The sequence below is a fragment of the Campylobacter concisus genome (genome assembly GCF_003049735.1).
Taxonomy (GTDB): domain Bacteria; phylum Campylobacterota; class Campylobacteria; order Campylobacterales; family Campylobacteraceae; genus Campylobacter_A; species Campylobacter_A concisus_AN.
Genome location: NZ_PIRM01000001.1, coordinates 584,962 through 599,825 on the forward strand (window position 1 = coordinate 584,962; position 14,864 = coordinate 599,825).

At 33.6% G+C, this 14,864-nt stretch carries 16 protein-coding genes and 5 tRNA genes; 1 reads left to right on the forward strand and 20 read right to left on the reverse strand.

From position 1 onward, the window contains the following. Positions 1 to 57 precede the first annotated feature (57 nt). The 13 genes from rplL to CVS97_RS02995 all read right to left on the reverse strand — a co-directional run bounded on the left by rplL (position 58) and on the right by CVS97_RS02995 (position 5,075). Complete coding sequence (rplL, locus tag CVS97_RS02935) at positions 58 to 438, reverse strand: 50S ribosomal protein L7/L12 (RefSeq protein ID WP_021090592.1); 381 nt, start codon at positions 436 to 438, stop codon at positions 58 to 60. Between the two features lie 29 nt (positions 439 to 467). After that, positions 468 to 953, reverse strand: coding sequence for a 50S ribosomal protein L10 (gene rplJ / locus CVS97_RS02940; protein WP_021090459.1), 486 nt, complete (start codon positions 951 to 953; stop codon positions 468 to 470). A 105-nt stretch (positions 954 to 1,058) separates the two neighbouring features. Further along, positions 1,059 to 1,760 carry a 50S ribosomal protein L1 gene (gene rplA, locus CVS97_RS02945; protein ID WP_107776043.1) on the reverse strand — a complete coding sequence of 234 codons (702 nt, stop codon included), beginning with the start codon at positions 1,758 to 1,760 and terminating at the stop codon, positions 1,059 to 1,061. Positions 1,761 to 1,819: 59 nt separating this feature from the next. Beyond that, positions 1,820 to 2,245: a 50S ribosomal protein L11 gene (rplK, locus tag CVS97_RS02950; RefSeq protein WP_084040690.1), complete on the reverse strand. Its 426-nt coding sequence runs from the start codon at positions 2,243 to 2,245 to the stop codon at positions 1,820 to 1,822. Positions 2,246 to 2,255: 10 nt separating this feature from the next. Then, positions 2,256 to 2,786, reverse strand: coding sequence for a transcription termination/antitermination protein NusG (nusG, locus tag CVS97_RS02955; protein WP_054196403.1), 531 nt, complete (start codon positions 2,784 to 2,786; stop codon positions 2,256 to 2,258). Positions 2,787 to 2,800: 14 nt separating this feature from the next. Further along, positions 2,801 to 2,980, reverse strand: coding sequence for a preprotein translocase subunit SecE (secE, locus tag CVS97_RS02960; RefSeq protein ID WP_072594862.1), 180 nt, complete (start codon positions 2,978 to 2,980; stop codon positions 2,801 to 2,803). Between the two features lie 17 nt (positions 2,981 to 2,997). Beyond that, a tRNA-Trp gene (locus CVS97_RS02965) sits at positions 2,998 to 3,073 on the reverse strand. 13 nt (positions 3,074 to 3,086) lie between these two features. Then, positions 3,087 to 3,245, reverse strand: coding sequence for a 50S ribosomal protein L33 (rpmG, locus tag CVS97_RS02970; protein WP_035167196.1), 159 nt, complete (start codon positions 3,243 to 3,245; stop codon positions 3,087 to 3,089). Positions 3,246 to 3,302: 57 nt separating this feature from the next. Next, a complete protein-coding gene (gene tuf / locus CVS97_RS02975; protein WP_021090663.1) occupies positions 3,303 to 4,502 on the reverse strand; it encodes an elongation factor Tu in 1,200 nt (399 codons plus the stop codon). Between the two features lie 74 nt (positions 4,503 to 4,576). Then, positions 4,577 to 4,651: transfer RNA gene (locus CVS97_RS02980), tRNA-Thr, on the reverse strand. A gap of 126 nt (positions 4,652 to 4,777) precedes the next feature. Next, a tRNA-Gly gene (locus CVS97_RS02985) sits at positions 4,778 to 4,854 on the reverse strand. Positions 4,855 to 4,861: 7 nt separating this feature from the next. Then, positions 4,862 to 4,946: transfer RNA gene (locus tag CVS97_RS02990), tRNA-Tyr, on the reverse strand. A gap of 53 nt (positions 4,947 to 4,999) precedes the next feature. Further along, positions 5,000 to 5,075, reverse strand: a tRNA-Thr gene (locus tag CVS97_RS02995). A 236-nt stretch (positions 5,076 to 5,311) separates the two neighbouring features. Between CVS97_RS02995 and CVS97_RS03000 the strand changes: the two genes are divergently transcribed. Further along, positions 5,312 to 5,560, forward strand: a complete 249-nt coding sequence (locus tag CVS97_RS03000) for a hypothetical protein (protein ID WP_021090800.1) — start codon at positions 5,312 to 5,314, stop codon at positions 5,558 to 5,560. A 208-nt stretch (positions 5,561 to 5,768) separates the two neighbouring features. On the opposite strand, the gene CVS97_RS03005 is transcribed toward CVS97_RS03000, so the two are convergent. Genes CVS97_RS03005 through CVS97_RS03035 form a run of 7 tightly spaced genes read right to left on the reverse strand, consistent with a single transcriptional unit; the run spans position 5,769 to position 14,824 of the window. Continuing rightward, a complete protein-coding gene (locus tag CVS97_RS03005; RefSeq protein ID WP_107776042.1) occupies positions 5,769 to 6,407 on the reverse strand; it encodes a response regulator transcription factor in 639 nt (212 codons plus the stop codon). Between the two features lie 18 nt (positions 6,408 to 6,425). Continuing rightward, the gene (locus CVS97_RS03010) at positions 6,426 to 6,917 is read right to left on the reverse strand and encodes a DUF5416 family protein (RefSeq protein ID WP_107785017.1); all 492 of its coding nucleotides are present in this window, start codon (positions 6,915 to 6,917) and stop codon (positions 6,426 to 6,428) included. Continuing rightward, entirely contained in the window at positions 6,917 to 8,383 is a 1,467-nt protein-coding gene (locus CVS97_RS03015; RefSeq protein WP_107776040.1) for an HlyD family type I secretion periplasmic adaptor subunit, read from the reverse strand. Before CVS97_RS03015 ends, CVS97_RS03010 begins: the two co-directional genes overlap by 1 nt. A 2-nt stretch (positions 8,384 to 8,385) precedes the next feature. Next, positions 8,386 to 10,524: a type I secretion system permease/ATPase gene (locus CVS97_RS03020; RefSeq protein ID WP_084040698.1), complete on the reverse strand. Its 2,139-nt coding sequence runs from the start codon at positions 10,522 to 10,524 to the stop codon at positions 8,386 to 8,388. 3 nt (positions 10,525 to 10,527) lie between these two features. Continuing rightward, positions 10,528 to 12,477, reverse strand: a complete 1,950-nt coding sequence (locus CVS97_RS03025) for a LapD/MoxY N-terminal periplasmic domain-containing protein (protein ID WP_107785018.1) — start codon at positions 12,475 to 12,477, stop codon at positions 10,528 to 10,530. Next, a complete protein-coding gene (locus tag CVS97_RS03030) occupies positions 12,474 to 13,130 on the reverse strand; it encodes a transglutaminase-like cysteine peptidase (RefSeq protein ID WP_054196396.1) in 657 nt (218 codons plus the stop codon). The genes CVS97_RS03025 and CVS97_RS03030 overlap by 4 nt, the downstream gene beginning before the upstream one ends. Positions 13,131 to 13,150: 20 nt before the next feature. Next, positions 13,151 to 14,824 carry a TolC family protein gene (locus CVS97_RS03035; protein ID WP_107785019.1) on the reverse strand — a complete coding sequence of 558 codons (1,674 nt, stop codon included), beginning with the start codon at positions 14,822 to 14,824 and terminating at the stop codon, positions 13,151 to 13,153. Positions 14,825 to 14,864: the final 40 nt, after the last annotated feature.

The window sequence follows — 14,864 nt, forward strand, 5'->3', positions numbered from 1 at the left end:
TTAAAAAAGAGAGAGACTGTGCCCTCTCTTGAAATATTAAGCTCAAATAATAAAAAATTATTTAAGTTCAACCTTAGCACCAGCTTCTTCAAGCTCTTTTTTAGCTGCCTCAGCCTCATCTTTGCTAACGCCTTCTTTAAGAACAGATGGTGTTCCCTCAACTGCATCTTTAGCTTCTTTAAGACCAAGACCAGTAAGCGCTCTAACAACTTTAATAACGTTGATTTTCTTATCACCAGAATCAACCAAAACAATGTTAAATTCTGTTTTTTCCTCTGCTGCAGCTGCTGCACCACCTGCCGCAACAGCGCCACCAGCTACCATTACAGGAGCAGCGCTAACACCAAATTTCTCTTCGAACTCTTTTACAAGTTCACTAAGCTCAAGTACAGAAAGATTAGATATAAACTCTAATACATCTTCTTTAGTAATTGCCATTTTTAATCCTTATTATTTTTTAATTTTAATTAAGCTGATTGTTCTTTTTTCTCTTTAAGCGCATTCAAACCAATTGTGAAATTTTGAATCGGCGCATTCCAAACTTGTAAAAGCATCGCAATAAGCTCATCACGGCTAGGCATTTTAGATAGAGCTTTAACTTTATCAACGCTAGCAACTTCGCCATCAATATAAGCTGTTTTTATTTTGAAAAGATCAGCATTAGACTCTTCAAATTTTGCGGCTACTTTAGTTACTGCTAATTGATCTTCGCTCCAAAGATAGATATTTGTATCTTTGAGTTCCATTCCGACTTTATCAGAATTTTTAAGAGCAATATTTGCAAGAGTATTTTTAATAACCTGAACTTTTACATTTTGTTCTTTAGCAGAATTTCTTAAAACTTCAAGTTTCTTTACTGAAAGGCCACGATAGTCACAAACTACAATAGCTTCAGCAGTTTTAAATTCACTCTCTAATTTTGCAACAACTTCAGTTTTTTCGTTACGTGTCACTTTTTCTCCTTTCCGACCGGTAATTTCAAGCAGAGCGGGTCGAATCAATTAAGCCCAATGGCCTCGGCTATCTCCAATCTAAGATATAAATTTTAATTTTTAGTTTTATTTTAAGTCCATAACTTCTTGGGTATCAAGAGCTATAGATGGGCTCATTGTCAGAGACAACGAAGCATTTTTAACATATCTACCCTTTGCGGTTGCAGGCTTATGTTTATTGATCGCTTTAATAAATGTTGAAATATTTTCATTTAATTGTTCTTTAGTAAAATTAACTTTACCAAGACCTGCATGTATATTTCCTTGCTTATCAACACGGAAATTTACTTGACCACTTTTTGCATTATTAACAGCTTGTGCAACATCCATTGTTACTGTACCAGTTTTTGGATTTGGCATTAATCCTTTTGGTCCTAAAATTCTACCGACCTTACCTACGAGACCCATTAGATTTGGAGTAGCTATAAGAACATCAAAATTCATTATACCTTTTTGAATATCTTCGACCAAATCATCTGCACCAACAATATCAGCGCCAGCTACTTTAGCCTCATCAGCTTTAGCATCTTTAGCAATAACAGCAACTCTTACAGTTTTACCTGTACCAGCTGGTAAAACTACTGAACCACGAACCATTTGATCAGCATGTCTTGGATCAACATTTAATTTTAATGCAATCTCAACTGTTTCATTAAATTTAGCAGAAGCTAGAGTTTTGACTGCATCAATAGCCTCACTAAGGTTATAAATTTTATCTTGCTCTACTTTTTTGAGCAATTCTTGAAATCTCTTACTAGTTTTTCCCATAAATTTCTCCGCATATATATTGCTTCCGTCTTTTGCTAATCAACCTGACGGTAAAGGTTTTAGTCTATTACTTCGACACCCATTGATCGAGCTGAACCAGCAATAATTTTAGCTGCTTGCTCTTTATCATTTGTATTTAAATCAACAAGTTTTTTCTCAACTATTTCTAGAACTTGAGCTTTTGTTAGTTTGCCTACTTTATTTTTTAAAGGATTATCGGTTCCTTTTGTTATACCTGCAGCCTTTTTAATAAGATCTGTAGCAGGAGGCTGTTTTGTAATAAATGTAAAACTTTTATCAGCATAAACAGTTATAACAACTGGAATATTAAATCCAACCATATCTTTTGTTCTTTCATTAAAGGCTTTACAAAATTCCATAATATTAACACCTTTTTGTCCAAGAGCTGGACCAACCGGTGGACTAGGATTTGCTTTTGTTGCAGCAATTTGTAATTTTATTTCACCTATAACTTTTTTAGCCATTTCTTGCTCCTTAAATTATCTTCTCAACTTGTGAATACAAAATATCAACAGGGGTGCTTCTACCAAAAATAGAAACATTAAGCCTAAGTTTTCCATGTATCATGTCATATTCTTCAACAATACCTGTAAAGTTAGCAAAAGGACCTTCTGTTATACGAACACTCTCACCATCCTCAAAGAATATCTTAGGTTTTGGCGCAGCTCTTTTTTGAACTTTTTCCAAAATAGTATTAATATCTTTTTCAGATAATGGTGTAGGTTTTTTAGCTTCACCAATAAAACGTCCAACTTTTGGTAAAGATTGAATCCTGTGCCAAAGAGCTGTATCAAGGTCTAAGCATGCAAAAGCATAACCTGGATAAAGAGTTCTTTCGTTGATTTTTTGCTTGCCATTTTTTATTTCAATTACGTCTTCTGTAGGAACTATAACTTCTTTTAGCTGATCTTCTATTCCATGATCTTTTACTAAATTTTCAATTCCTCTTTTTACTGCCATTTCGCTTCCAGCGTAAGTCTGTATAGCATACCATTTATGTGACATTACTTTTCCTTATATCATATAACTTTAGATAGAACAAAGGACATAATAACATCGACAAGGGCTAAAAAAAGTGATACAACAGCAACTACGATAAAAACTGCAAAAAAAGCATTTCTAATTTGTTCTTTTGTAGGATAGATAACCTTCATTATTTCCAATTTAGAAAGCTTAATATAATTTATAATTTTCTCCATAATCTTAACCTTAGTCGTGGCAGGGCAAGAGGGATTCGAACCCCCAACCATTGGATTTGGAATCCAGCGCTCTACCGTTGGAGCTATTGCCCTAATAGCTTCTTAATTAACTTTTTAATTTAACTTCTTTATGTATAGTATGTTTTTTTAATCTTGGGCAATACTTTTTAAGCTCAACTTTATCCGTAGTAGTTTTACTATTTTTAGTTGTTGTATAATTTATATCACCACTTTCAGAGCATTTTAAACCAATTTTAATTCTCATATAAGTCCTTTTCAAAATATCAAAGGGAATATTCTCCCTTTGACAAATTTTTATAAATTAACCAAGTATTTTTGAAACAACACCTGAACCAACAGTTCTACCACCTTCACGGATAGCAAAACGAGTACCTTCCTCAAGTGCTACTGGAGCAATCAACTCAACTGAAATTCTTACATTATCACCTGGCATAACCATCTCTGTTCCTTCTGGAAGCGTAATTGAACCAGTAACATCAGTTGTTCTTACATAGAATTGTGGTCTATAGTTATTAAAGAAAGGAGTATGACGACCACCTTCTTCTTTTGTCAAGATATAGACTTCACCTTCAAATTTTGTATGAGGAGTAATTGATTTAGGTTTGCAAAGAACCATACCACGCTCAACATCCTCTTTTTTGGTACCACGGAGTAGAACACCAACATTATCACCAGCTTCGCCTTGATCCATTTCTTTTCTAAACATTTCAACACCAGTAACTGTTGTTGTTTGAGTTGGCTTAATACCAACAATTTCAATTGTATCACCAACCTTAATAACACCTTTTTCGATTCTACCAGTTACAACTGTACCACGACCTGAAATTGAAAAAACATCTTCAATCGGCATAAGAAGGTCTTTATCTGTCGCACGAACTGGAGTTGGAATATAGCTATCAACTGCATCCATTAATTCCATAATTTTTGCCGACCATTCACCATCTTGACCAGCTTTTGCTTCTTCAAGAGCTTTAAGCGCTGAACCAGAAACAATAGGTGTATCATCGCCTGGAAAATTATACTCATTAAGTAATTCGCGGATTTCCATTTCAACCAATTCAAGTAGCTCAGCATCATCAACCATATCAGCTTTGTTCATGAAAACAACAATGTATGGAACACCAACTTGACGTGATAACAAAATATGCTCTCTAGTTTGTGGCATTGGGCCATCAGCCGCAGAAACAACCAGAATAGCTCCATCCATTTGCGCAGCACCTGTAATCATATTTTTTACATAGTCGGCGTGACCAGGGCAGTCAACGTGGGCATAGTGGCGTTTCTCTGTCTCGTACTCAATATGTGAAGTAGCAATTGTAATACCACGCTCTTTTTCTTCTGGAGCATTATCAATATTATCATAATCTTTTAGCTCAGCAAGTCCTTTGCGTGAAAGAACAGCAGATATTGCAGCTGTTAATGTAGTTTTACCATGATCTACGTGACCAATAGTACCTATGTTTACGTGCGGCTTGTTACGTGAAAATTTTTCTTTAGCCATCTTTTCCTCCGTATGTGATATATGTCTTTTTTCTTACCAAATTTGTATAATCATAATAAAATCATATTAACCAGTGGAGCTCATAGCGGGACTTGAACCCGCGACCTCTTCCTTACCAAGGAAGTGCTCTACCTCTGAGCCATATGAGCGAAAAACGCTTGGCAGAGATGATTCCAATTAAATAATACAAACAACTAAAAATTTTGAAAATAAAGTAAGGAATAACTGTGTTTAGTAAAATCTAGATACAGCTCCCAGTTTATTTTCCCAAATTTTGGAGCGGGAAACGGGGCTCGAACCCGCGACCCTCAGCTTGGAAGGCTGATGCTCTAGCCAACTGAGCTACTCCCGCATAACAATGGTGGTGAGACGTGGATTCGAACCACGGAAGACATAGTCAGCAGATTTACAGTCTGCCCTCGTTGGCCGCTTGAGTATCTCACCTTAAACATTAATAAACTATTTTGGTATTTTCTGGTCAAACACTGTTACAAAAATGGAGCTGGTGAACGGACTTGAACCGCCGACCCACTGCTTACAAGGCAGTAGCTCTACCAACTGAGCTACACCAGCACCTGTTTTGTGAAGTGGCAATTATATATCAAAACAAGGTAAAAGTCAAGGGAAATTTAAAAAATTTTCATAAAAATTAAAATCATAAAATACAGCCATTTAAGAATACAAATTTTTATTAGATTTAAATCCATAATACATCATTAAATATTTATGAAATATGTATAATTTTTATAGTTTTATTTTTTTTAAAAGCTAAAATTTCTATAATTACAAAAAATATATAAGGATTTAATATGCAATTTTTACCTTGGGCGATAATTTTATTACTAATTTATGTAATTTATTTTCTAATGATACGTTACGAGAAAAGAATATCGACTCTTAGCAAATTAATTGAACAAAATAGCGATGGCATTAAAGAAAATAGGGATTTGATTGGACAAAATAGATCACTTATTGAAAAAAATAAACACGATATCGAAAAAAATACAAAAGACATCATAACAAATGTTGAAAAAGTAGATATCGATTTGGAAGACTAAAGTTTCTGATTTCTTATCTAGGCTGTTAATAAATTTGCTAGAATTTTTTATTTAAGATTTTAGCAAATTATTTTTTATTTAAAAATTTTATATTTATTGTATTCTTCAGCTAGTAAAAGTTGTGTATGTATCTGTTGTGGTCGGATGTATAAAAATTTATAGTTTTTAAAGAAGAGTCTTAATTTTTTCAAAAAAATAAGTCAAGACTTTATGCGTCAAGCTGCTTCATCAAAAGCACAAGCCCTATTCTATCCTTTACATTTAGCTTACTATAAATCGAGCTTGTATGTGCTTTGACTGTTCTTAGTGTAATACCTATTTTTTCTGAAATTTCATTATTTGTTAGACCCTGATAGATTAAATCTGCAACTTCTCTTTCCCTTGAACTAAGCTCAGAGAGATCGGTCTTTTTGTCTACCTTTTCACTTTCACTATTAATATATGAGCCGGTTAGCTCACTAATCATTGCCTGAACAAATTCTTGGTAAAGCCATATATTTCCATTAAAAATAGTTTCAAAAGCATCTTCAAAGTGAGTCTTCCTCATGTGAGAATTTGCATAGCCCTTGATTCCAAGCGTAAGCAGGTGCTTGCCTTCGTTTATCGTTGGCCTATTTGAGAGTATGAGTATTTTTATATTTGGAGACTTTTCAATTATATTTTTTATAACATCATCAATATTATCTTTAAAAACATCAATATCAATGCCTATAATATCAACATCATCATTTATATGAGAAAAAAACTCTTTTCTATTATGTATAAATTTCACATCGCTATTGCCAGTAAAATAGCTTCTCCAAATATTGTTTAATGCACTATTTTGTGTAAATAAAATAACTTGCATTACCTTTCCTTGGATTATTTATATAATTCTTTCATAAATTTTTTTATTATTTATAAAAAATTCTACGTGACGACTTTCGCCATTTTTATGTATCTTGTAATCTATCGATGATAAAAATTTAGTAACCACAGAAGGTTTTTCTTCTAAAAAAATGGTCATTTCAAAAAAATCTTGTGATATAGCATATTTATAAGGGGTATTTAAATTTAAAATTCCAGGATCAAAGTCAAATTTATCCAAACTCTGGTCATAGCCTTTTATTAAAATTTTAATGCTTCTTACTATATCATCTTGAATTTTTATATTTTCAAATAGTTTTTTATGTCTACTAGCAACATCTACTAATTGTAAAAATTCTATTTCACAATCACTAAATTTAAATCGTTCAATTTCATCATTAACTATATCGCAATAATGATCATCTTTTATGAGATAGAAATTTTGTAAATTTTGAAATTTTTCAATCTCATATTCACCAAATTTCTTATCATAAAAAGCGATCTTACCCATCACCTCTCCGTTAAGGCATTTTGTTTTGCCTTTAAAATAGGCTTTAATAAATAATCAAGTATTGTCTTTTTACCGGTAATGATATCAGCTGAAACTATCATACCAACTTTTATCCTAAGCGGTTTTTCTTCACTACCAAGATAATTTTTCTCAGTTTCTATCCTAACTAAATAATAGCTCTCGCCAGTTTTTTCATTAGTCTCTGTATCAGCACTAATCTGCGTTACTTTGCCTTTTAAACCACCGTAAATACTAAAATCATAAGCCGTAAATTTAACCATCGTATCAAGCCCAGGTCTCAAAAACGCAACATCGGCTGGTTTTACTTTTACTTCGGCAACCAATTTATCCTCAAGAGGAACGATCTCGGCAATATTTTCACCAGGCTTGATAACTCCTGATACGGTATGAACCATCATTTTACTAACGATACCATTTACTGGAGATCTTACATATGTTCTTTCTACTCTATCGCTTAGACTGATTTGTGATTCATTTATCCTTGCGATCTCTGCTGAAACTTCATTTAGCTCTTTTTTTGCATTATTTTTAAATGCAAGTTTTGCTTCTTCGATCTTATTTTTTGCCTCTTTTATGGTTGATTCGACCCTTGGCACGGCAAGCACAGATGCGTCAAGCTCGCCTTTTAGGTCATTTACGCGTCTTTGAAGCTGGATATACTCGACCTCGCTAACAAGACCTTTTTTAAAGATAGGCTCCATGATAGCTTTTTCTTTTAAAACAAGGTTGTAGCTATTTTGAGTTTGAGAAATTTTATTTCTAAGCTCATTTAGCTCACTTTGGCGTTGATGGATCTGCTCTGTTAGAATTCCTATTTGCTCATTTAAGTGATCGATGTTTGAGTTGTGCAAGCTTATCTCGTATCTTATGGCCTTGCTATTGTTTGCATCTCTAGCTTCATCATAGTCAAATTCCTTATCATTCGCCTCAGCATCAAGTCTCATAAATTTTGCTTGAAGTTCGTCAAGTCTTAGCTTTGACTCACCATAACTACTCGTAAAATTTTTATTATCTAGCCTTATTAGAATTTGATCTTTCTTGACTTCGTCACCCTCTTTTACAAAAATTTGATCGACTATACCACCTTCAAGATTTTGTATCGCTTGGTTTTTTCCAGATGGGATGATTTTACCACTACCTCTTGTAATCTCATCTATCTGTGCCCAAGAGGCCCAAATAAGAAGCCAAAACATAGTTATAGCAACTGTATAGAGTATCTTTTTAGATGTAGATGGGGCTTTAGCCAAAACAGCCTCAGAAAGACTTGACATAAATTTCAAATCATAAGCATCATAATTTTTTGTTTGAAGATTAGACTTTATATCATCTACACTATTTAAAATTTTATTACTAGCTTCCTCTTGTTCTTTTATACTATTTTCAGAAATTAATCTCTTTTCAGTTTTTAGATTTTCATTTTGTTTATTCTTGATATCTTCTTGCATGATCACTTCCCACTAAGTCTTGCTAAAACTTCATCTCTTGGTCCGTCCAATAAAATTTTGCCATTATCCATAACTATAAGTCTATCAACAAGATCTAGCATCGACGTCCTATGTGTGACAAGCAACATCGTTTTATTTGCTGTATTTGTCTTTAAATTTATTTTTAACTTATTTTCAACTGTATTATCAAGAGAATTTGTTGGCTCATCAAGCAAAATAATAGGACTATCTAGCAAAAATGCCCTAGCCACAGCTATGCTTTGGCGCTGTCCGCCACTTATGCCGTCACCTCTTTCAAAAACTGGCATATCAAATCCAAGCGGATGAGCATTTACATATTCATCAACTCCGCTTACTTTAGCTGCTTTTATAATCTGAATATCATCAACATATGGCGCTTTTTGAACAATATTTTCTCTAACCGTTCCTTTAAAAAGCACAACATCTTGCGGAACGTAGCCGATGTTTCGCCTAAGATCAGCTGGGTCGATTTGATTAATATCAATACCATCGATTAGCACTGAGCCTTCAGTTGGTGAGTAAAGTCCCAAAATGAGCTTTTGTAAAGTAGTTTTTCCAGAGCCATTTTTGCCTATAATGCCAACTTTTTCACCTGGCTGAATGACAAAATTTATCCTATCAAGCGAACCTTTTGTGGTATCTGGATATGTAAAGCTTACATTCTTAAACTCAATCTTTCCATCAAAAGAATTTCTTCTAACAAATTTTTTACCTTCTGGCCTTTCAACAGGCATTTGCATAATCTTACTAAGACTTTGATATGCTGTTTTTGTCTGCTCAAAATTTGCAGCTAGTGAAGCTACCTGTCCCATAGGAGCGATAGCACGAGAGCTAAGCATAACCGCAGCGATAAGACCACCCATTGTAAGATGTGTATCTTGTATCATATAGACACCAAGAACGATGATGGCAATAGTATTTAATTGTACTAAAAAAGATGTAACAGTCGTTATCGAAGTTGTGATAATTTTTGATTTAATGCTTCTATTTGCTATCTCACCGGTTGCCTCTTCCCAGTTCCACTGTATATGTCCGCTAGCACCAAGAGTTTTGATGGTTTCAAGACTGCTAAGGCTCTCTATCAAAATTCCATTTTTTATAGCTGAAGCCTCAAATGTACTTTTAATAGCATTTTGAAGTGGATCTTTTATAAAAAATGTATAACATAAAATAGCTATCATGATAACAATTGGCACGAGTACGATATAGCTTCCTATAAAATAAGTAACTATCAAGAAAATGATCGCAAATGGAAGATCGACAATGGCTGCCAATGAGGCTGATGAGAAGAAATTTCTAACCGTATCAAACTCTTTTAGATTACTAGCAAATGAACCAACAGATTTTGGTTTATTGCTAAATTTCATATCCATAACACGCTCAAATAAAATGGAGCTCATTATGATGTCACTCTTTTTGCCAGCAATCTCAAGAAAATATGATCTTACAAATTTTAAAAAAAGATCTATGCCATAAACTACACTTACGCCAAGTGCTAAGACCCAAAGTGTCTCAACCGCATTATTTGGCACAACACGGTCATATACGTTCATCGTAAAAAGCGGACTAGCAAGAACAAATAAATTTATAATAAAACTTGCAAGAACAACATCAAAATAAATCTTTTTTGAACGTTTTAGAGTTCCCCAAAACCAGTGGTCATTGCCCGCATCAATTAGCTTTGTTGAGCTAGTATCCTCTGGAACAAACTCGCGCTTTAGATAGTATGCATAGCCTAAATATTCTTCTTTTAATTTACTTATTTCTATCGTGCTAGTACCAGTTGAAAGTTCTGGCGTTATGATATTTGCTGTCTTTTTATCTTTACTAAAAGATTGCAAGATGCAAGCTTTTTTGCCTCTAAGCATTAAAATGCAAGGTAAAACCAAAGGAGAGATTTGCTCAAGATCTTTTCTTACAAGAGTAGAAGCAAAGCCAGCACGAGAAGCAGCACGAGAAAATAAAGATCTTGAGCTTTTAAGTGAAAAAAGTTCAATTTCATCACCATCTTTTACTGGCAAGCCAATAGTTAAAGCATCAGCACTGTATGGATTATTATGGAGCTTGGTAAAAATAACCAAACATTGAAGCAGCTCATCTTTTATCTTATCACTATGCATCTATCATCCAATGTTCTTGATTTCATCTATATAAATTCCTTGCATATTTTTAATGCCAAGATCGATTAACTTTTTCTTCTGCTCTTCGCCTTCAACGCCGATTGCGATCAAAATAATGTCTTTTGAGCTTAAAACAACATCAAGTGATTGTTTTGTGTTTATTCCTGACTTATCACTTAAGAAGTCAATCAAAACATTTGACTGAATTTTTACATAATCAGGGTTAAATTCTTTTAGTTTCTCGATACCTTTTGCGTTAAGCTCGAAGTGGTCAAAACCAAATCCAAAGCCAAGTTCTTTTAATTTTTTAGTAAGCTTAACTATACTTTCTATGCTAATATCGTCTTTATTTGGAATTTCTATATAGTTTTTATATTTTGAAATTTGACTTATCCTTTTAAGTGTAGCTTCAAGTTTTGAAAAATTTTCATCTGAGTTTAATATCTCTTTTCCCAAATTTATGGCTAAATTGCCACTTGGCAGGATATTCTCCGGTAAAATTCTGGCTACCCTATTTAAGATATGAAGATCAAGCATTGCACCTAAATTTAACTCATTTACCATCGGCATGAAATATGAGGCCATACGCCATACACCATCTTTATCAACAAGCCTCAAATAAAGCTCATACTGCTCAAAATTTGAATCAAGATCAATCACTTTTTGAGCTGCAAATTTAAATTCATCCTCTTTTATTGAGTCAAAAATAAGCTCTTTATACTTCTCTTTACCAATCACTAAAGTATTTTGATTTTCATTAAATACCTTGTATGTAAAGCTTCCAGCAAGTCTTGAGCTAGCCAATGTAACGTCAGCTGAAGTAAGAAGTGTCTTGATATCAGTATTTGGTGAATACTCAACTATCGCAGCATTTACTGGATACTCGCTATCATTTAGCGCAAAATTTGCATAAAGCTTTTTAAACTCGTTCATAATTTCATCACATAGAGCCAAGAAATTTGATGAATTTCTACCATACGAAAGTACAATGAAATCATTATCATTAAGCCTTGCAACAATCGCATTTTTATCATTATGAATTGATTTTTCTTGTAAAATTTGAGCTATTTTCATTACAACGCTTTGCCATTTTTCAAAACCAAGCGTACTTTTTAAATTTATTAGATCTTTAAAACTAACAAGCAAAGCAACACCACTTGAATATTCTTCACTTGCTAGATACTCACTAAATTTAGTTTGAAAAAATCTTCTGTTATTAGCACCACTCATTGTATCTTTATATAAAAGCTCTTGATATTTACTGAGTGTGGCTGCCTCTCTCTCAAAAATGTCTTTTACTTTACTAACCATAGAGTTCATAGCTAGAACCATTTTTTTAAGATCGGCTGTAAATGGAATTCTTTTCTGAATAATAAATTTATTATCAAGTATGGCCTCAGCCTGATCTTGAACCTTCATAAGCGGTCTAAAAATAGCTTTTAAAGCGAAATATGCCACTACAAGAGTGACAATTATCATTAGAAGAAGAAAATTAAAAATATTTTTTGAGTTGGTATAAAGCTCATTGTAGGCAAGTGCGGTGCTGCCTTGAACATAAAGCGTGCCAAATTTTGCCCAGCCAGTCATAATCTCGCTATCTGCTATTGGCGCTTCAAACTTGGCTATTTTGTAAAACCACTCAGGAATATCTTTAACAACTGTTTGTTGAGAATTTTCAATAAGAACCTTGCCATCAACATCTTCAAGCTTGATAAGCTTGTATCTACCACTGTCAAACATAGAATTTATCATTGTTTGAGCCAAGGACATATCGTCTGGATCGATAATAGGTTTTAAAGCAAGTCCAAGCGAATTTGCTGTATGTCTTGCGTTTTCACCAAGCTGGTCATTAATATATCCATTTAGGCTCTTAAAATTTAAGTAGCCAACAGCCATAAAAATCATGATACCAAAAGTTATCACGGCGATCATAATTTGTTTAAATAGCGTCATAAATCCTCTTTTCCTATCCTATCTATTAGTTCCATCCACTTAGGATTTTGTTTTTTATTTCCACCTGGTATTGCTTGACCAAGACCTTCTTGTTTTGCCAAGTATAGCGAATCACCATTAAAACTATAAACTGGAACAAGGTCTGTCCTTTGAGTTGCGATTTTTATTTTACCATTTATGTTATCTAAAATTAATGGAATAGATTTTGGTGTATCATAGTATGCTAAAACCATATGAGCTTGATTGTATCTTAAGGCTTTAACATATGTAAAGTATAATTTTTGAGTTGGAATTCCTAGCTGCTTTAGTGTAAAATATTTTGCGATAACGTAGTCTTCGCAGTCACCAGCACCTTTTCCTATAAATTCCATTCTAGTAGCCCAATAATCCTTTTTGTGCCAAAGCTGCATATCATCAACCCATCTAAAAGAGTTAAAAAAGTCATTTACTTTTATTAATTTCTCTTGTTCAGTTGCATCTTGCAATGAAGTCATTAAAGAATTTAGAGCAGAAGCCCTTCTTCTTGCATCTTCTCCATAAATTTTAGCTACCTTTGCTATAGTTGTTGATTTTATAAAATCTCCAATAGCACTTGCTAATAATAAAAAAAGGACGCTTACAATAAGCGTCCAAAAATTTGTCTTGACCCTCATGGTCATTACTTTTTACATTTTTATCTTAAATCGTTTTGAATGCTGCAAGCACCTTGAATGTATCTCTTTGCAAAACCTGGTTCAAAGCTATCTGAGATCATTCCCATATTATCTAACAGTCTATATTTTGCATAAGATAGTGCTGTCTCAGTTGTAGCGATCTCTTTTAATGCAGAGTTATATTCATTTTCAGCATCAAGCAAGTTTATAAGATCACGACGACCGATTCTAAACTCATCCTGATAAGCATCAAGTGTAGCTTTAGCATACTCAACGTGTTGATTTAAGTATCCCATTTTTTCTTGGTTAAGAACATAATTTTGCCATGAAAATTCCAAAGATTCTTTAAGTTCTCTTACAAGATTATCCAAAGTTTGTTGCTCTTGTTGAACGGCAAGTTGGCTTTTTTCTTTATCTAGTTTATCATTACCTTTATTGTAAAGGTTATAGTTTAGTCTTAAAAGTGCGTCGAATGTTTGTTCTTCATAATTGTCATATAAAACATTTGAATGATCATACGCACCAGATACAACAAGATCTAGTTTTGGTAAGAATGGCGCATTTTTCTCTTTTACAACTGACTCTGCCATAGCAATATTTGATTTTTGAACTAAAAGTGATGGGTTGCAAAGAATTGCTTTGTTATAAACAGCCTCTTTTGTGCTAGGCAAAGGAAGGCTAAACTCAGGCATTACTAAATTTTTAGCTGCAACTTTTTTTCCATATAATTTCTCAAATGTAGAAAGTGCATCTTCATAGTTATTTTTAGCAGCTGTATAGTTTGATTGAGCTAAAGTATAGCGTGATCCAGCTTGTCTCTCTTCAGAAGCTACGCCATAACCTGACCTTGCTCTATCTTTAATTTGGCTATAAATTTCCTCATGACTCTTTACATTTTCTTCTTCAATATCTAAAATTCTCTTAGTTTGAAGAACTTGCAAGTAAGCATTTGTAGCATTTAATGTAAGTCTATCTGCAGCTTGTGCTACTGAATAAGCAGCTGAATCAAGCCTTGCACTTTGAGAATTTATTCTATTTTTATCAGCACCACCATTGTATAGATTTTCAACCAAAGTTAGAGATGTACCAGAAATTCTTCCATCTCCTCTTCTTGTAGAAACTCCATCATCAAGGCGTTTTTTCTCATATCCCACTCTAGCAGCAGCGTCAAGTGTTGGATAATAGGCATTCTTTGCTATTTTTAGATCTTTACCAACTTGTAGATAGTTAAATTCTGTAGCTTTTAAACTTGGATTTTCATTTAAAATAGTCTTTATAACTTGATCTAAAGTCAAAACTCCATCATCAACTTGTGCTACTGGTTTTACTTCAGTTGATATAGCTTGTTCTATATTAGATTTTTTTGTTGTTTGAGTATCAGCCACAGGTGCTTTTGCTCTCATTAAAGCATCTTTATAGCCTGATTCGTTTTGAACTTTAACTAATAGACTATTAGCTTCATCCTCAGAGACTGGAGTTGTGTCAACATATAAAAATTTTCGTCCGCCAACCTCATAGATACCTGTAGTTAGTCTGCTGTCAGAGATTTTGTTATTGACTTTATTAACAGCACTATCAATTCTAGCCTGATTATCATCTTGTGCAAATGAAGCTAGAAAAATCCTATAAGGAACATCTTGAGCAGACAGCAATGTTGCTGCAGCCAAAGCACTAATTGCTAACATCTTTTTCATAACTAAGATCCTTTTACCTTTTTTATTATTAAGTCTATAC